Raw genomic sequence first — 18,210 nt, forward strand, 5'->3', positions numbered from 1 at the left:
TTAAATGACGTCTATTTCAGCAACGGACGGGTAAATCCAGCTTGGTCTGAACGGCATGTTGTCAATATCATCAAGCTTGGATACGCCAGACAGTACCAGGATAGTTTCCAGACCCGCCTGAAAACCTGCCAGAATATCGGTACGCAGGTTGTCACCAACGATAACGGTTTCTTCCGAGTGCGCCTGCATTTTGTTGAGAGCCGCGCGAATAATCCACGGGCTGGGTTTGCCGACATAAAACGGTTTACGACCTGAGATCTTCTCAATACCGGCACAGAGTGCTCCACAGGCGGGATAAAAGCCGCGACCGTGGGTATCCGGGTTAGTGGCGATAAAACGCGCGCCGTTGGCGACAAAATAGGCTGCTTTATGCATCATGTCCCAGTTATAGGAACGTGTCTCGCCAACAATCACAAAATCGGGGTTCACGTCGGTAATGGTAAATCCAGCTTTATACAGTTCGTGAATTAACGCGCCTTCACCCACCACGTAGGCCTTTTTCCCTTCCTGGCGACGAAGAAAATCAGCGGTAGCCATCGCGGAAGTATAAAAGACGCTATCAGGGACATTCACACCCGCGGTGGCGAAGCGGTTTGCCAGATCTTGCCCGGTTTGCGAAGGGTAGTTAGTCAGCAGGACTAACGGCAAACCTTTTTCCAGGATCCCAGTCAAAAATTCTGCCGCACCCGGTACAGCAACATTGTCGTGCATCAGCACGCCGTCGATATCACAAATTACATTCTTAATGGCCATGGACTACCCAGGGAATTCGTTATGAGTCTGATAGTAATCGACTACTATATGAGAGCATTAGCTTTCCAGCAAACGTTGCAGCAATGTCCCGTTGAGCATTGCGCGCTTCACCAGCGCAAAGGCGCCAATGGCGGAGCGGTGATCCAGCGTGGACCGAACCACCGGTAAATTATGGCGAAACGCTTTCAACGCCTGCGTGTTGATACAGCTTTCTATTGCAGGCAGCAGCACCTTATCCGCCTCGGTAATTTCGCCCGCAATGACGATTTTTTGCGGGTTAAACAGGTTGATGGCAATGGCGATAGTTTTACCCAGATGGCGACCAACGTGCTCAATAACTTCTGCTGCCAGATTATCGCCTTTATTCGCGGCCTTACAGATGGCTTTGATGCTGCAATCATCCAGCGTGAGTCGACTTGGATAACCCTGCTTCAGTAAGTTCTGCACGCGATGTTCAATAGAAGCATTGGCGGCAATGGTTTCCAGGCAGCCGAAATTACCGCAGTGACAGCGCTCACCCAGCGGCTCTACCTGAATATGACCAATCTCGCCGACGTTGCCATTGCGACCGATGAAAATTCGGCCATTGGAGATGATACCCGCGCCGGTTCCACGGTGCACTCGCACCAAAATGGAGTCTTCGCAATCCTGGCTTGCCCCGAAATAGTGCTCAGCCAGCGCCAGGCTGCGAATATCATGACCAACAAAGCAGGTGACTTTGAAGCGTTTTTCGAGCGCTTCGACCAGTCCCCAGTTTTCGACCTGAATGTGTGGCATATAGCGGATGACGCCGCTTTCAGGATCGACAAGGCCTGGCAGGATGACAGAAATTGCGATCAGCTCACGGATTTTCCGCTGGCAGCTCTCAATAAAGATGGCAATGGTGTTGAGCAGCGCATATTCCAGCGTTTCCTGGGTGCGCTCCGGGAGGGGGTAATGCTCTTCGGCGACAACTTTACTGCTCATATCATAGAGCGTGAGCGTTGTGTCGTGGCGACCCAGTCGTACGCCAATGGCGTGGAAATTGCGAGTTTCTGTGACGATAGAGATAGCGCGGCGGCCCCCGGTGGAGGCCTGCTGATCGACTTCTTTGATCAGCCCGCGTTCGATCAACTGACGCGTAATTTTGGTTACGCTGGCGGGGGCAAGCTGGCTTTGCTCGGCAATTTGAATTCGCGAGATTGGCCCATGCTGGTCAATCAGGCGATAAACCGCCGCGCTGTTAAGCTGTTTTACGAGATCAACATTACCTATTTGAGCTTGTCCGCCTGGTGTCATTCTTTCTCTTACTCAGTAACGACCTCGTTGCCATTAACGATGGTCTTGATAATTTTAAAGTCGTGCGTGAACGCAGTCAGGTTGGCTACTTTGCCTGGCGCGATGCTGCCGAGTTGTTTGTCGACGCCGATGGCGCGAGCAGGGTAGAGCGTTGCCATGCGTAAGACTTCGTCGAGGGCGATATTTGCATGCTCGACCAGATTGCGTACGCCTTCAATCATGGTTAATGATGAACCGCTCAACGTGCCGTTCTCATCAACACACAGTCCATTGCGGTAGTATATTGTTTTACCAGCGAAAATGAACTGTTCAATGTTTGCACCTGCTGGCGCTGTCGCGTCAGTGACCAGGCACAGCTTGTCGCCTTTCAGGCGCTTAGCATTACGAATGTTAACGTAGTCAACGTGCAGGCCATCGGCGATGATACCGCAGTAGATATCGGCTTCATCCAAAATAGCGCCCGCCAGACCGGGTTCGCGGCCGGTAATGTACGGCATCGCGTTGAACAGATGCGTTGCAAAGGTAATACCTGCACGGAATCCGATTTTTGCTTCTTTTACCGTTGCATTGGAATGACCCGCAGAAACCACGATACCCGCATTCACCAGTTTGGTGATGACCTCTACCGGGACCATTTCTGGTGCCAGTGTGACTTTGGTGATCACATCCGCATTATCGCACAGGAAATCAACCAGTGCAGCGTCCGGCTGACGGACAAATCCCGGATTATGGGTACCTTTTTTCACCAGGTTCAGCCACGGGCCTTCAAGATGAAGTCCTAATGCCTGATTCGGGTGTTTCGCCAGGTATTCACGCATCACGCGAACACCCTGTTTCATCAGATCATCGCTGGTGGTGATAAGCGTTGGCAAATAGTTGGTGCAGCCAGATTTTTCATTGGCTTTTTGCATGATTTCCAGCGTTTCAACGGTTACGGCTTCTGCCGTATCGTTAAACTGCACGCCGCCGCAGCCGTTCAGCTGTACATCAATAAAACCGGGGGAAACAATGGCCCCATTCAGTGAGCGCTGTTCAATCCCTGACGGTAATTCAGCCAGTGGGCAAACGCTGTCGATCAGGCCATTGGCGACAACAATCGCATGGTCATCAAGAATTTCGTGACCGGTAAAGATCCGGCCCTGGGTTAAAGCATACATTCCGACCCCCGATTTCAAAAAATGCCGCCCTGCAACTTATCGACAGGGCGGAGACATCAATTACAGACCTTTAATATTTTCCGCTTCTAACTCGTTGAAGTATTTCAGCGTCTTCACTTTCAGTTCCATGGTGGAAGGCTCATCGCAGACCACAACGGCTTTTGGATGCAACTGCAGGCAGCTGATGGTCCACATGTGGTTAACGTTGCCTTCAACGGCAGCTTGCAGCGCCTGTGCTTTCTGGTGGCCCAGAACCAGGATCATCACTTCTTCAGCATCCAGCAGGGTGCCCACGCCAACGGTCAGCGCATATTTAGGCACCTGGCTTACGTCGCCGTCAAAGAAGCGTGAGTTAGCAACACGTGTGTCGTGAGTCAGCGTTTTGATGCGGGTACGGGAAGCCAAAGAGGAAGCGGGTTCGTTGAACGCGATGTGACCATCGTTGCCTACACCGCCCATAAACAGGTGGATTTTACCGTAAGAACGGATTTTTTCTTCATACTGACGGCATTCTGCATCAATATCCGGCGCGTTACCATTGAGGAGGTTGATGTTTTCTGCTGGAATATCAACGTGATCAAAGAAATTGCGGTGCATAAAGCTGTGGTAGCTTTCCGGATGCTCTTTCGGCAGGCCAACATATTCGTCCATGTTGAACGTAACAACATGCTTGAAGCTCACCTGGCCCGCTTTGTGCATTTCAACCAATGCTTTATAAGCTGTCAGCGGAGTACCGCCAGTCGGCAGGCCCAGAACGAACGGACGATCTGCCGTTGGTTTGAACGCGTTAATACGGTTAACGATATGGCGAGCAGCCCATTTGCCGACTTGTTCAGCGGTATTCAGGGGGATCAGTCTCATTCTTCACCTCAAAAGTAAAAGTAAGCAGTTGGCGGATTGAGTCTCTGTGCAGTATTAAGCGTAACCTGGTTTTGCATCGGTAAGGATCAATCCGTTTCGATTTTTTGAATGATAAAATAAGTTTTCGTAGTTAGCCAGTGAAAGGGAGGGTTAATAACGATATTTGGTGACTGGAATCACAAAAAACACGCGTTTAATTTGCGATACGAATTAATTTTTCACACACTCTGAATGTAGATGAATGGTTAATATCGTTGTTCCAGAATCTTGCTGTCAGGAATGGTCGCACAATAAAAATATGGCTTCAAAGAAGCCTAATCGGGGTCTCGTAGGGGGAATAAAATGAATATTTTAGGTTTTTTCCAGCGGCTGGGTAGGGCGTTACAGCTCCCCATCGCTGTGCTGCCAGTCGCGGCACTGCTGCTGCGATTCGGCCAACCAGATTTACTTAACGTACCCTTCATCGCGCAAGCGGGTGGGGCCATCTTTGATAACCTCGCGTTAATTTTTGCGATCGGTGTTGCTTCCAGCTGGTCAAAAGACAGCGCAGGTGCAGCAGCGCTGGCAGGTGCGGTCGGTTATTTCATATTGACCAAAGCAATGGTTACCATTAACCCTGCAATCAATATGGGCGTGCTGGCTGGTATCATCACCGGTCTGGTCGGCGGTGCCGTGTATAACCGCTGGTCTGGTATCAAACTGCCTGACTTCCTGAGCTTCTTTGGCGGCAAACGCTTTGTGCCGATCGCCACTGGCTTCTTCTGTCTGGTGCTGGCTGCTATCTTCGGTTACGTATGGCCGCCGGTACAGAACGCCATCCATGCGGGTGGTGAGTGGATCGTGGGCGCTGGCGCGCTGGGTTCCGGTATCTTTGGTTTCATCAACCGTCTGCTGATCCCAACCGGTCTGCATCAGGTGCTGAACACCATCGCCTGGTTCCAGATTGGCGAATTTACTAACGCTGCAGGTACCGTATTCCACGGTGACATCAACCGCTTCTACGCGGGTGACGGCACTGCGGGTATGTTCATGTCTGGCTTCTTCCCAATCATGATGTTTGGTCTGCCGGGTGCGGCGCTGGCAATGTACTTCGCGGCTCCGAAAGCACGTCGTCCGATGGTGGGCGGTATGCTGCTGTCCGTTGCGATTACCGCGTTCCTGACCGGTGTTACCGAGCCGCTGGAATTCCTGTTCATGTTCCTGGCTCCACTGCTGTATCTCCTGCACGCACTGTTAACGGGTATCAGCCTGTTCGTTGCAACACTGCTGGGGATCCACGCAGGCTTCTCCTTCTCCGCAGGAGCTATCGACTACGTGTTGATGTACAACCTGCCGGCAGCAAGCCAGAACGTCTGGATGCTGGTAGTGATGGGGCTGGTGTTCTTCGTTATCTACTTTGTGCTGTTCAGCGCGGTTATTCGTATGTTTAACCTGAAAACGCCGGGCCGCGAAGATAAAGAAGACGATATCGTTACTGAAGAAGCCAACAGCAACACTGAAGAAGGTTTGGCTCAACTTGCAACCAACTACATTGCAGCGGTTGGTGGTACTGATAACCTGAAAGCGATTGATGCCTGTATCACTCGTCTGCGTCTGACCGTTGCCGACTCCGGTCGCGTTAACGATGCGATGTGTAAGCGTTTAGGCGCATCTGGGGTAGTTAAGCTGAACAAGCAAACTATCCAGGTCATCGTGGGGGCGAAAGCCGAATCCATCGGCGACGAAATGAAGAAAGTTGTCGCGCGTGGCCCGGTGGCAGCAGCATCTGGTGAAAGTGCGCCAGCAGCAGCGGCCCCAGTAGCAAAACCGCAGGCTGTAGCGAATGCAGTCACCGTTGAAGCGCTGGTTTCTCCGATTACTGGTGACGTAGTTGCTCTGGAGCAGGTTCCTGATGAAGCCTTCGCCAGCAAAGCAGTAGGCGACGGCGTGGCAGTGAAACCAACGGATAAAATCGTGGTTGCTCCGGCTGCGGGCACCATCGTGAAAATCTTCAACACTAACCATGCGTTCTGCCTGGAAACTGTTAAAGGCGCGGAAATCGTGGTCCATATGGGCATCGATACCGTAGCGCTGGAAGGCAAAGGCTTTAAGCGTCTGGTTGAAGAAGGTGCGGAAGTTACTGCAGGCCAACCGATTCTGGAAATGGATCTGGAGTTCCTGAACGCTAACGCACGTTCCATGATAAGCCCGGTTGTGTGCAGCAACAGCGATGATTTCGGCGCTCTGGTTATTAAAGCCGAAGGTCATGTGGTTGCCGGTCAAACACCACTGTATGAAATTAAAGGTAAATAACTGCTCCTGAGTAAAGTGAGTTAAGTGCCTTAAGCGGCGGGGGATATTCCTCCGCCGCTTTTTTTTGCAGCAAATGCCCTCATATATCCTGTTGAAACACCTTTTTTGTGCAACTAATAGTTGTCTCCTGACGTCGCTTATAAGATCATACTCCGTTATACGTTGTTTACGCTTTGAGGAATCCACGATGAGTGAGGCTGAAGCCCGCCCGAGTAACTTTATTCGTCAGATCATCGATGAAGATCTGGCCAGTGGTAAGCACACCACTATCCATACCCGTTTTCCGCCGGAGCCAAATGGCTATCTGCACATTGGCCACGCGAAATCCATTTGTCTGAACTTTGGCATTGCGCAAGATTACCAGGGCCAGTGCAACCTGCGTTTTGATGATACGAACCCGGTTAAAGAAGATATCGAGTACGTTGAGTCGATTAAAAACGACGTTGAATGGTTAGGTTTCCACTGGACTGGCGACATTCGCTACTCTTCGGATTACTTCGATCAGCTTCACGCCTATGCGGTAGAGCTTATTAATAAAGGCCTGGCGTACGTTGACGAACTGTCAGCGGATGAAATCCGTGAATACCGCGGCACGCTGACTCAGCCTGGCAAAAATAGCCCGTACCGCGATCGTAGCGTCGAAGAGAACCTGGCGCTGTTCGAAAAAATGCGTGCCGGTGGTTTTGAAGAAGGTAAAGCCTGCCTGCGTGCGAAAATCGACATGGCGTCGCCGTTTATCGTGATGCGCGATCCGGTGCTGTACCGTATTAAGTTCGCCGAACACCACCAGACCGGCAACAAGTGGTGCATCTACCCGATGTACGACTTTACCCACTGCATCAGCGATGCGCTGGAAGGCATTACGCATTCCCTGTGTACGCTGGAGTTCCAGGATAACCGTCGTCTGTACGACTGGGTGCTGGACAACATCACCATTCCGGTTCATCCGCGTCAGTACGAATTCTCGCGCCTGAATCTGGAATATACCGTGATGTCCAAGCGTAAGCTGAATCTGCTGGTGACCGACAAGCACGTTGAAGGCTGGGACGATCCGCGTATGCCGACGATTTCTGGCCTGCGTCGTCGCGGTTACACTGCTGCCGCGATCCGTGAGTTCTGTAAACGCATTGGCGTGACCAAGCAAGACAACACCATTGAGATCGCTTCTCTGGAATCCTGTATCCGCGAAGATCTGAACGAAAACGCCCCTCGCGCGATGGCGGTTATCGATCCGGTTAAACTGGTTATCGAAAACTATCCGCAGGGCGAAAGCGAATTGGTCACCATGCCTAACCATCCGAACAAACCGGAAATGGGCAGCCGCGAAGTGCCATTTAGCGGTGAAATTTGGATCGATCGCGCAGACTTCCGTGAAGAAGCGAACAAGCAGTACAAGCGTCTGGTGATGGGCAAAGAAGTACGTCTGCGTAATGCTTATGTGATCAAGGCCGAACGTGTTGAGAAAGATGCGGAAGGGAATATCACCACCATTTTCTGCACCTACGATGCCGACACCCTGAGCAAAGACCCGGCCGATGGTCGTAAAGTCAAAGGCGTTATTCACTGGGTGAGCGCGTCCCATGCGCTGCCGATTGAAATCCGCTTGTACGATCGTCTGTTTAGCGTGCCAAATCCAGGCGCGGCGGAAGACTTCCTGTCCGTTATTAACCCGGAATCGCTGGTCATTAAGCAGGGTTACGGTGAGCCGTCGCTGAAGGCAGCGGTTGCAGGTAAAGCGTTCCAGTTTGAGCGTGAAGGTTACTTCTGCCTGGACAGTCGTTATGCAACGGCTGACAAGCTGGTGTTTAACCGTACCGTTGGTCTACGTGACACGTGGGCTAAAGCGGGCGAATAAGCCGCAACACATCCTCTCTAAACGCCGCTTCATGCGGCGTTTTTTTTCGCAAAAAAAACGTGTTCCAGGCTCCGTTTGCGGAGCGAATTAATTACATGTCCGTAATAATGGGCTGGGCGAATGTTTTTACGTTTAAATAACTTACCTCAATATGAAATGGGCTGAAACCGATTTCATCTCCATGGAAAACAAGCGATTTTTTAATTTTTTCAACGCTTTTTTATCTTCCGATGAAAATGTAACAGAAAGCAATCAAATATGTGCGGTTGCTCATACTATTACATACTCGTTACAGAAAGAGATTGATAATTCGCGTCGCGAAAAATAGTCTATTCATTGTAGTCACTGAGGTTTTCTTAGCGCTACTTTTTTATTTTTTGTTTTTTCGCTGTCCGCTTTTGTCGGCAGCATTTTATATGTCAAAGAGGATTAACATATGCGTACGTTTAGTGGCAAACGTAGTACGCTGGCGCTGGCTATCGCCGGTATCACAGCAATGTCGGGTTTTGTTGTCGCTCCGCAGGTACACGCCGAAGGATTTATTGATGACTCAACCTTAACAGGTGGCATCTATTACTGGCAGCGTGAGCGTGACCGTAAAGATGTGACCGATCATGACAAATATAAAACCAACCTTTCTCACTCCACCTGGAACGCTAACCTCGACTTCCAGTCCGGTTATGCGGCCGATATGTTTGGTATTGATATCGCAGCATTTACCGCTATTGAAATGAACGAAAGTAGCGAAAGCGGCCATCCAAACGAAATCGCATTTTCTTCCAAAAATAAAGGCTATGACGAGGATTACTCCGGCGATAAGAGCGGGATTAGCCTTTATAAAGCAGCAGCCAAATTTAAATACGGCCCAACCTGGGCGCGCGCCGGTTACATTCAACCAACCGGGCAGACTCTGCTGGCACCGCACTGGAGTTTTATGCCAGGTACCTATCAGGGTGCTGAAGCCGGTGCCAACTTCGATTACGGTGATGCTGGCGCACTGAGTGTCTCCTATATGTGGGCTAACGAATATAAAGCACCGTGGCACACCGAAGTCGATAAATTCTATCAGGCTGATAAAAAGACCAGCGTTGATTACCTGCACTCAATTGGCGCGAAATATGACTTCAAAAATAACCTGTTGCTGGAAGCGGCATTTGGTCAGTCTGAAGGTTATGTCGATCAGTACTTCGCAAAAGCCAGCTACAAATTCGATTTAGGCGGTAACCCATTTACCACCAGCTACCAGTTCTACGGTGCACGCGACAAGGTTGATGATCGTACCGTGAACGATATTTATGATGGCACTGCCTGGTTGCAGGCGTTGACCTTTGGCTACAAAGTGGCAGAAGTCGTTGACCTTCGTCTGGAAGGGACCTGGGTTAAAGCGGACGGCCAGCAGGGTTACTTCCTGCAGCGTATGACCCCAACCTACGCCTCTTCAAACGGTCGTCTGGATGTCTGGTGGGATAACCGTTCTGACTTCAACGCCAACGGTGAAAAGGCAGTCTTCTTCGGCGCAATGTATGACCTGAAGAACTGGAATCTGCCGGGCTGGGCGGTAGGCGCGTCCTACGTTTACGCATGGGATGCTAAGCCATCAACCTGGCAGCTCAACCCGGATGCGTACTACGACAAAAACCGGACTATCGAAGAATCTTCTTACAGCCTGGATGCGGTCTACACCCTGCAGGAAGGTCGTGCGAAGGGCACCATGTTTAAGCTGCACTTCACTCAATACGACAACCATTCAGACATTCCGAGCTGGGGCGGTGGCTACGGCAACATGTTCCAGGATGAGCGCGACGTGAAGTTCATCGTTATTGCTCCGTTCACCATCTTCTAATGCCAACAGCGGCAGGCCGGGTGCCTGCCGCATCGTTGAGGAAAGTGCTATGAAAAAACTGATACTCATCGCCGTTATGGCATCAGGGCTGGTGGCGTGTGCGCAATCTCCTGCGCCGAAAGAGGACAGCCGTCTGAAAGAAGCCTACAGCGCGTGTATTAATACCGCGCAGGGATCGCCGGAGAAAATTGAAGCCTGCCAAAGCGTGTTGAATGTGCTGAAGAAAGAAAAACAGCACCAACAGTTTGCCAATGAAGAAAGCGTACGCGTGCTGGATTATCAGCAGTGTATCCAGGCCACGCACACGGGTAACGGTCAGTCCGTTAATGCTGATTGTGACAAGGTCTGGCAGGAAATACGCAGTAAGAATACTGCACAGTAAATCGAAAAATGAAAATACAACGGGCGGAGAATTCTCCGCCCGTTTGCATGTCAGAGTTTCTGTTCGGCCGGTTGATAATGACGACTCAGGCGGACAAACAGCATTGCCGTGGCGGCGAGTCCGCAAAGTGCCGCGCACATCAGCCACCATCCCGGCGAGCTTTTATCTCCGGTTAGCTGGACCAGCGCCGTGGATATGACGGGTGTCAGACCGCCAAAAATCGCCGTAGCCAGACTGAAGGCCAGTGAAAAACCCACCGTACGGACATAGACAGGCATCACCTCGGTGAGTGCGGCGACCATTGCCCCGTTGTACATGCCAAAAAAGAACGAGAACCAAAGCAGGACCAGCGTCATACGCGTAAAATCTGGTGCGGCGGTGAGCCAGTGCATTACCGGCCAGGTGGTGAGTAGTGCGAGTACGGTAATCCCCATCAATACCGGACGACGACCAATTCGGTCAGAAATCGCCCCGCCAATCGGCAGCCAGATAAAGTTAGAAATACCGACCAGCATGGTGACTATCAGGCTATCGCGCGCGCTCAGGTGGAGTACAGCCCTGCCGTAGGTCGGGGTATAGACGGTTATGAAGTAAAACGTCGTTGTGGTCATCGCTACCAGCAGCGTACCTGCTGAGATAAGACGCCAGTTTTTGAGGATAGTGGTGAAAATCTCCCTGGTGTCGGGACGGTGCGTACGTTGTAAAAATGCGTCCGTTTCCTGAAGCGAGCGGCGCAGGACGAAGATCAACGGAATAATCATACAACCAATAAAGAACGGAATGCGCCAGCCCCATTCAGAGATTTCATCGTGCCCCAGCGTGGCATTCAGGCCGTAGCCAATCAGCGCTGCCACCACAATGGCAACCTGTTGGCTGGCGGACTGCCAGCTGGTGTAGAAACCTTTATTGCCAGGCGTGGCGATTTCAGAAAGATAAACCGAAACGCCTCCCAGTTCCACGCCCGCAGAGAATCCCTGCAATAATCGACCGACTAATACCAGCACAGGAGCCAGCAGGCCAATACTTTGATAACCGGGAACCAGGGCAATCAGCAGGGTCCCGCAGCCCATGATCGCCAGCGTCACCATCAGTCCTTTGCGGCGACCAATTCTGTCGATATAAGCACCCAGCACGATTGCGCCAACGGGCCGCATTAAAAAACCCGAACCGAAAACCGCAAAGGTCAACATGAGCCCGGCAAACTCACTCTCAGCGGGGAAGAACGTCTTTGCAATATAGGTGGCGTAAAACCCGAACAGAAAAAAGTCGAACTGTTCGAGAAAATTACCGCTGGTTACCCGCAGTATTGCGCCGAAAGTTCCGGTGCGCGATGGTTGTTGTGTCATTGGGTTTGCTCCACTGTCTTATCATAATATTTATAGAGGTAAGAGTTTGCGGGTTAGTCGCCTGAGACTCCCGCCTGTTTGCCGCGCCGTTTCTCAATCGCCCACTTGAGTAAGGCTGCGCAGCGGTAAAATCCGTGGGCAAATTTTCCGTAAGGAATGGTCAGAAAAAGCGCCATGACCACACCGAGATGAATGGCCAGTAAAATAGCCATCCATGAAGTGTCCCTTCCCGCCAGCAGCGCCAGACCAGTCAGACTGGTCAGCAGCAGCAGCAAAATAAAACCGCGATCCATCGGTTTTTGCCGTGCGTCGCCATGTAGCGGTGAGCGCTTAAGATTCAGCCATAGCAGGCCAGCCGGGCCGATAACCAGACCAATGCCGCCCAATGTACCCAGCATGACCGGAACGCTGAAGAACGGGTAGGGCGCTTCTATGCCTGCAAAGTAGTGATAGCCTGTTGCCACCACGGTGGCGGCAAAGCAGAGCATAAAACCGTAGAAGGTAAAGTGGTGGAAACGGCGGCGCATCAGGGTGAAGGCATCATCCGCTTCGTTACAACCTTTGCCGTGGCCACCATCGAGATATTTCAGCGTCAGCGCATCGTGTGAGGCTTCAGCAATCTCGGCGGAACGCGGCATACCCGGAGAGATCTCGCGCCAGAAGCGGATCACGCCCGCCATCAGCAAACCGATCGCCAGAATAAACACCGAACCAAACATCCAGGCCAGCAGGTTATGCGGGAAAATTTGATAGAAATCCCCGGCCAGTGGAGGATGGAATAATGAACCTTTCAAACCTATAGCGAGGAGTAAAAACAGGATCAGACCGAAAACCAGCGCCAGCGTCACGGTTACGCCTGCGCGACGATAAAGCGTGCCAAAGGCGGCGGGTTGCGCGTAATGCTGATAGGTTTCGAGCCGGACTTCCGCCATCGCTTTCGGCACGTTGATGGCAAATTCATGAGGCGGGGCATACTGACACGCGTGCAGGCAAGCGCCGCAGTTATGGCACAAGTTTGCCAGATAATTGATATCCGCTTTACCGAATTCCAGACGCTGCGTCATGGCCGGGAACACGGCGCAAAAGCCTTCACAATAGCGACAGGCATTGCACACCTGCATTACACGTTCAACTTCCGCTTCCGGTTCGGTGATAATTTGTGCTTCGATGATCAGTTTCTCAAGCTGCTTCATGACGTGTCTCCTTACGTGCGGCCAGCGCGGCTTCTTTTCCGGCAATGCGGCCAAAGGTGGTGCCGATCGACATCCCCACGCCTGCGGTGTAACCCTTGCCCAGCACGTTGCCCGCCATCATCTCTCCGGCGACGAACAGGTTGCGGCTTGGAAGCCCGGCAAATTGCACAGCGGCGCGTTCGTTCACTTTTAACCCAAGATAAGTGAAGGTGATCCCTGGCCGCAGGGCATAGCCGTAGTAAGGCGGTTGATCCAGCGGTCGCGCCCAATGCGTTTTCGCGGGTAGCAAATCTTTAGTGGCGCAGTTATCCAGAACGGTATGGTCGAACTGACCTGGCTGGCAGGCGTTGTTGTACTCTGTCACGGTGTGGGTAAAGCGTTCGGCATCCAGTCCTAACTGAAAGGCCAGTTCTGCCAACGTATTGGCCTGCGCGCCAGGAAAGACCGGAGGCATGAAGTGTCCGATAGCTTTACTGTCGATGATGGAGTAGCCAATCTGTCCTGGCTGTTGAGCGACCAGACGTCCCCAGATGGCGTAGCGTTTGGGCCAGAAATCTTCGCCTTCATCATAAAAACGATCTGCGTCACGGTTTACCATTATGCCCAGCGAGACGCAGTCCACGCGGGTGCAAATTCCGCCATCATATAATGGTGCTCTGGCATCAATAGCCACACAGTGTGACTGGGAGGGATCGCCGATAATGTCTGCGCCAGCATCCATCATAAATTTGAGCAGTACGCCCTGATTAAAACGCGTGCCGCGAATCAGAAAGTTATCCGCAGGCCACTCGCCGCGGGCATTTTCCCCCCAGGCTTCGCGCAACCACTCCCGGTTAGATTCGAATCCGCCAGCGGCAAGCACGCAGGACTTAGCGGTGATGCGCTCTTCGCCTGCCAACGCCGCCACGAACTCGCCATTACGCAGTTCAAGCGCCTGAACGGGGGTGTTATAGCGAATTTGAACGCCCAGCTTTTCTGCGCTGCGATAATAGGCATTCACCAGGGCCTTTCCACCGCCCATAAAAAAGGCGTTGGTTCGCGCCACGTGCAAAGCGCCGGAGAGAGGAGGTTGAAAGTTAACGCCGTGCTGACGCATCCAGTCACGGCATTGTGAAGAGGTACGGATCACCAGACGCGCCAGCGCTTCGTTGGTATTCCCTTCCGTGACGCGCCACAGATCCTGCCAGAACTCCTCTTCCGGATAGCTTTCCACCAGCACATCCTGCGGCGCGTCATGCATACAACGTAAATTACGTGTGTGTTGGGAGTTTCCTCCGCGCCATTCACGGGGAGCCGCTTCGAGCAGGAGTACCGAAGCTCCTTGCTCGCGGGCAGACAAGGCAGCGCATAACGCGGCATTGCCACCACCAATCACCAGAACATCAACCATCGTATACTCCATTACCATTTAACCATTTGTTAAATTTGTAATTGAAATGTATACGCACGGCTTGTGCGGGCGCTATGACGTGGTGCTAAACGGTACTTTAGTTATTGTAAAGGATGGCGCCAGGCCAGCTTCCTGCTTCCACCAGTTGATGCATCACTTTCGTCAGCACCACGCGGGCCGCGAGGCCTGCCGGGGTGAGTTCATCGTCTGAGAGACTCACCAGAAAGTTGGGGCGGCTAAGTATTGGATTGTGGACGCCGATCACTCTTAGCGTCTCTTTATCGAGATGGGAAATTGCCGCGCCGGGCTGGAGAGTGGCACCAATGCCACTGCGCACGGCGCGCATGAGTAGCGCCAGACCATCAATTTCCGTGGCGATCTCAATGTTCAGAGCGTGTTCCTGACAAATCGCTTCCAGCCTGCCGCGCAGACCGTGGCCCGGGCTTGGCATTATCAATGGGATACTTGCCAGCTGGGCTGGAGCAATATTGTCATCGGCAATATCAGCCAGTAAGGCATGAGTCCCAATCAAAAACAGCCGCTCTTCGAGAATCGGTATGGCGCTCCAGCGCAGGATCTTTTCTTTCTGAAACACGACAGCCAGATCAATCTGGCGGGTATTAATCATCCGCTCCAGATTGCCAGAGAGGCTTTCCACCACATGCAGACGGACATCACTGTAGCTTTCCCGCATGGCGTTGATAAACGGCATTCCGAGAACGGAAGCGGTACTGGGAGCCATGCCGACGCTGACGTGCCCGGAAAGCCGGGACTCGCGTGCGGCGAGGATCGCGTCGTCTGCGTGACGAAGCGCCAGCTGCGCCTGGGAGTAAAAAGCCAGCCCGGCGCTGGTGGGCGTCACACCGCGCGAGGTGCGCTGCAGCAGGCGAATAGCGAGTTCGCTTTCCAGACGCGACATTTGCTGGCTGAGTGCCGAAACCCCGATATTGAGATCGAGTGCCGCGCTACCCATGCTGCCGGTTTCTACAATGCGCACAAAATAGCGTAGCTGGCGAAGTTCCATTTCGACTCTCCGGAAGGGGCAATTGATTTTTACATTAAAGCAACACAGGAGCGGAGGGAAGGGGAAAAGGGCAGGTAATGCCCATAAAAAAAGCCAACCGGAAGGTTGGCTTTTCAAAAAGCATTACATTATTTGCCGTCGTGGGCATGCTCATCTTCGCGGCAATCGCCTTCAGCGCAGTGGCCGTAGAGATAGAGACTATGGTTGGTTAAACGAATACCATGTTTAGCCGCGATCTCACGCTGGCGCGCTTCGATGGAATCATCGCTGAACTCGACTACTTTACCGCAGTCGAGACAGATGAGGTGATCGTGATGATGCTGTTGAGTCAGCTCGAAGACGGATTTACCACCTTCAAAATTATGGCGGGTCACGATACCGGCATCATCAAACTGGTTCAGCACACGATACACGGTCGCCAGACCAATTTCTTCACCCATATCGATCAGGCGTTTGTATAAATCTTCCGCACTGACGTGATGGTTATCCGGTTCCTGAAGAACTTCCAGAATTTTTAAACGAGGAAGCGTTACTTTCAGGCCAGCCTTCTTTAATGCGGTATTGTTGTCAGTCATGCGGAATCTGTCCTGTAGCTAAACGATTCACTTCATTAACAGAAGTGACAGAAATTGCACTTGAGATAATGCGTATCATTATAGAACTGCCATGGCTAAATGAAAACTGCAAGTCTCTGGCATATATTGTTAATCAAAACGTGGTATCGCCGACAAACACACTGTGCAACACCCGATTGGCATCCAGCCATTGTACAGGGTCAGACGAAAAAGTTACAAATTTGTAGCAATTATTTTGATTGGTTTTATCTATTGATGCGGCGCAGATGGAAATCTACGCCGCACGAAATCAGGCATTAATGATTTCGTCGAGGTGCAGCTCTTCAGAGATCTGCTTAACCCATTTTTCTACGCGTTCTGCTGTCAGTTCTGGCTGGCGATCTTCATCGATAGCCAGACCGACAAAGTGGTCGTCGTCAGCCAGGCCTTTAGACGCTTCAAAGTGATAACCCGCCGTCGGCCAGTGACCAACGATGGTTGCGCCGCGCGGTTCGATGATGTCGCGAATGGTCCCTAACGCATCGCAGAAATATTCTGCGTAATCTTCCTGGTCGCCGCAGCCGAACAATGCAACCAGTTTGCCATTAAAATCAATGTCTTCGAGGGTAGGGAAGAAGTCGTCCCAGTCACACTGCGCTTCACCGTAGTACCAGGTTGGGATGCCTAGCAGCAGAATGTCATAACCTTCGAGGTCTTCTTTGCTGCTTTTTGCAATGTCATGAACATCGGCAACGTCTTTACCAAGCTGTTTTTGAATCATTTTTGCGATGTTTTCGGTATTACCGGTGTCGCTGCCGAAAAAGATGCCAGTGATTGCCATGAGTTAAATAACCTCTTGAAACTTATTGAAATGGTGGTGGCGCATTGCCCACGGATAAGGGCAATCATAGCAGAACAGTCAGGCATGCGGAAACAGCAAACACGCAGGACTGCACTCTGTGCTACACGATTTATGATTTAGAGCAGAAATTCAGACTATGCCTGACCGCGCAATGTGCTGAGTTGGGTCATCAGCATCTCTTCGATGAGTTCACTGCGACTCATGTTGCGCGCCTCGGCCAGCTCGTTCAGAGCGTCAACGGCATCAGCGTTCAGTTTCAGTTCGACACGCTTAAGCCCGCGAACTTTGTCACGCTTAAGCTGATTACGTTTATTAATACGTAACTGTTCATCACGCGAGAGCGGATTAGTTTTGGGTCGTCCCGGGCGACGCTCCTGCGCGAACAGATCTAATGTCGTACGGTCCGTTTGTTCTTTGGCCATGATCTTGGTGACTTCGGGGAAACAATCAGCCAGGCGTCTGCCCGGATGGATAGCGCGCCATAATACATCAGCAGGGGTGACACGCCAACGCCCACGCGCGTAATCGCGCGCAGACGCTGAGTTTTTAATCAGTTAGCCTGTTCGTTCAGATAACGACGGATGGCGCGCAGCACCGCCTCCGGTTTTTCCGCATGCACCCAATGACCGGCTCCTGCAATAACATGCGCCCGAGCCTGTGGGAATTGCGCCAGCAGTTGTTCGCGATACGCTTCGGTAACATACGGTGAGTTGCCGCCAGGGATAAACAGCGCCGGGTGCTCCCACGCAGGAATGGTTTCCCAACCGACGATATGAGGATACTGATCCCACAGCACGGGAACGTTAAAACGCCATTCGCCGTCGACGAACGATTTCAGCAGAAACTGGATTACGCCTTCCTCATGCAGATGTTGACGCATGACGCTGGCCGCCTGCTGACGCGAAGTGGCCTGGGCATCGGTTACGGCATTAATAGCGGTAAAGATCGCATCGTGACGGCGAACATGATAGTCGACCGGAGCAATATCAATGGCCACCAGTCGATCGATACGATCAGGAGCCAGTGCGGTTAACGCCATGACGGCTTTCCCCCCCATCGAGTGACCAATAAAGGTCGCCTTTTCTATTTGCTGAGCGTCCAGCGTATCCAGCAAATCTTGCGCCATGGCCGGATAATTCATCTCAGGGGAGCGAGGGGAGAGGCCATGATTTCGCATATCAACCTGGATGATATCGTGATCGACCACCAGATCGCGCGCCAGGATCCCCAGGTTATCAAGACTGCCAAACAGGCCGTGAACCAGGACGATGGGAGAATTATTGTGCAGGTTTTGCGCAGATTGCGCTCGGATATTCAATTTCATGGCAAAGTTCTTTTTTTCACACTCACGGGTTAGGGTATCATGTTGACCATTCTGCCACATGGCTGCAACAACTACGGTTACTCTGAGTTTTGCTGG

General features: G+C 51.9%; 17 protein-coding genes. 4 read left to right on the forward strand and 13 right to left on the reverse strand.

Annotated elements, in window-relative coordinates; translation table 11 throughout:
• From nagD to nagB, 4 genes are read right to left on the reverse strand one after another with little or no spacing between them, the layout of a single operon-like run.
• Complete coding sequence (nagD, locus tag OGY33_RS03775; protein ID WP_003022792.1) at window positions 1–753, reverse strand: ribonucleotide monophosphatase NagD; 753 nt, start codon at window positions 751–753, stop codon at window positions 1–3.
• A gap of 57 nt (window positions 754–810) precedes the next feature.
• Window positions 811–2,031 (reverse strand): DNA-binding transcriptional regulator NagC, encoded by a 1,221-nt coding sequence (nagC, locus tag OGY33_RS03780; RefSeq protein ID WP_003022796.1) that lies wholly within the window; start codon window positions 2,029–2,031, stop codon window positions 811–813.
• Between the two features lie 8 nt (window positions 2,032–2,039).
• The gene (nagA, locus tag OGY33_RS03785) at window positions 2,040–3,188 is read right to left on the reverse strand and encodes an N-acetylglucosamine-6-phosphate deacetylase (protein ID WP_003831339.1); all 1,149 of its coding nucleotides are present in this window, start codon (window positions 3,186–3,188) and stop codon (window positions 2,040–2,042) included.
• Between the two features lie 60 nt (window positions 3,189–3,248).
• Window positions 3,249–4,049, reverse strand: coding sequence for a glucosamine-6-phosphate deaminase (gene nagB / locus OGY33_RS03790; RefSeq protein WP_003022803.1), 801 nt, complete (start codon window positions 4,047–4,049; stop codon window positions 3,249–3,251).
• Between the two features lie 342 nt (window positions 4,050–4,391).
• Between nagB and nagE the strand changes: the two genes are divergently transcribed.
• From nagE to OGY33_RS03810, 4 genes are all read left to right on the forward strand, one after another.
• Entirely contained in the window at window positions 4,392–6,341 is a 1,950-nt protein-coding gene (nagE, locus tag OGY33_RS03795) for a PTS N-acetyl glucosamine transporter subunit IIABC (protein ID WP_003831342.1), read from the forward strand.
• A gap of 187 nt (window positions 6,342–6,528) precedes the next feature.
• Complete coding sequence (gene glnS, locus OGY33_RS03800; protein WP_048226099.1) at window positions 6,529–8,196, forward strand: glutamine--tRNA ligase; 1,668 nt, start codon at window positions 6,529–6,531, stop codon at window positions 8,194–8,196.
• Between the two features lie 436 nt (window positions 8,197–8,632).
• A complete protein-coding gene (chiP, locus tag OGY33_RS03805) occupies window positions 8,633–10,039 on the forward strand; it encodes a chitoporin ChiP (RefSeq protein ID WP_103015089.1) in 1,407 nt (468 codons plus the stop codon).
• Between the two features lie 49 nt (window positions 10,040–10,088).
• Window positions 10,089–10,421, forward strand: a complete 333-nt coding sequence (locus OGY33_RS03810) for a ChiQ/YbfN family lipoprotein (RefSeq protein WP_032942698.1) — start codon at window positions 10,089–10,091, stop codon at window positions 10,419–10,421.
• Window positions 10,422–10,471: 50 nt separating this feature from the next.
• On the opposite strand, the gene OGY33_RS03815 is transcribed toward OGY33_RS03810, so the two are convergent.
• The 9 genes from OGY33_RS03815 to ybfF all read right to left on the reverse strand — a co-directional run bounded on the left by OGY33_RS03815 (window position 10,472) and on the right by ybfF (window position 18,114).
• Window positions 10,472–11,767, reverse strand: coding sequence for an MFS transporter (locus OGY33_RS03815; protein WP_149608219.1), 1,296 nt, complete (start codon window positions 11,765–11,767; stop codon window positions 10,472–10,474).
• 53 nt (window positions 11,768–11,820) lie between these two features.
• Window positions 11,821–12,960 (reverse strand): tricarballylate utilization 4Fe-4S protein TcuB, encoded by a 1,140-nt coding sequence (tcuB, locus tag OGY33_RS03820; RefSeq protein WP_149608218.1) that lies wholly within the window; start codon window positions 12,958–12,960, stop codon window positions 11,821–11,823.
• Complete coding sequence (gene tcuA, locus OGY33_RS03825) at window positions 12,947–14,350, reverse strand: FAD-dependent tricarballylate dehydrogenase TcuA (protein WP_149608217.1); 1,404 nt, start codon at window positions 14,348–14,350, stop codon at window positions 12,947–12,949. The genes tcuB and tcuA overlap by 14 nt, the downstream gene beginning before the upstream one ends.
• Window positions 14,351–14,447: 97 nt before the next feature.
• On the reverse strand, window positions 14,448–15,374 hold the full coding sequence (gene tcuR, locus OGY33_RS03830; RefSeq protein ID WP_048226092.1) for a tricarballylate utilization LysR family transcriptional regulator TcuR: 927 nt from the start codon (window positions 15,372–15,374) through the stop codon (window positions 14,448–14,450).
• A 128-nt stretch (window positions 15,375–15,502) separates the two neighbouring features.
• The gene (gene fur / locus OGY33_RS03835) at window positions 15,503–15,949 is read right to left on the reverse strand and encodes a ferric iron uptake transcriptional regulator (RefSeq protein WP_003022836.1); all 447 of its coding nucleotides are present in this window, start codon (window positions 15,947–15,949) and stop codon (window positions 15,503–15,505) included.
• Window positions 15,942–16,028 carry a ryhB-regulated fur leader peptide gene (locus OGY33_RS03840; protein WP_100247215.1) on the reverse strand — a complete coding sequence of 29 codons (87 nt, stop codon included), beginning with the start codon at window positions 16,026–16,028 and terminating at the stop codon, window positions 15,942–15,944. Before OGY33_RS03840 ends, fur begins: the two co-directional genes overlap by 8 nt.
• A 210-nt stretch (window positions 16,029–16,238) precedes the next feature.
• Window positions 16,239–16,769, reverse strand: coding sequence for a flavodoxin FldA (fldA, locus tag OGY33_RS03845; protein WP_003022839.1), 531 nt, complete (start codon window positions 16,767–16,769; stop codon window positions 16,239–16,241).
• Window positions 16,770–16,924: 155 nt separating this feature from the next.
• Entirely contained in the window at window positions 16,925–17,212 is a 288-nt protein-coding gene (gene ybfE, locus OGY33_RS03850) for a LexA regulated protein (protein WP_003831362.1), read from the reverse strand.
• A 128-nt stretch (window positions 17,213–17,340) separates the two neighbouring features.
• Window positions 17,341–18,114 carry an esterase gene (ybfF, locus tag OGY33_RS03855; RefSeq protein ID WP_048236466.1) on the reverse strand — a complete coding sequence of 258 codons (774 nt, stop codon included), beginning with the start codon at window positions 18,112–18,114 and terminating at the stop codon, window positions 17,341–17,343.
• Window positions 18,115–18,210 lie beyond the last annotated feature (96 nt).

It is taken from the genome of Citrobacter sp. Cpo032, assembly GCF_030332975.1.
In the GTDB taxonomy this organism is placed as follows: domain Bacteria; phylum Pseudomonadota; class Gammaproteobacteria; order Enterobacterales; family Enterobacteriaceae; genus Citrobacter; species Citrobacter portucalensis.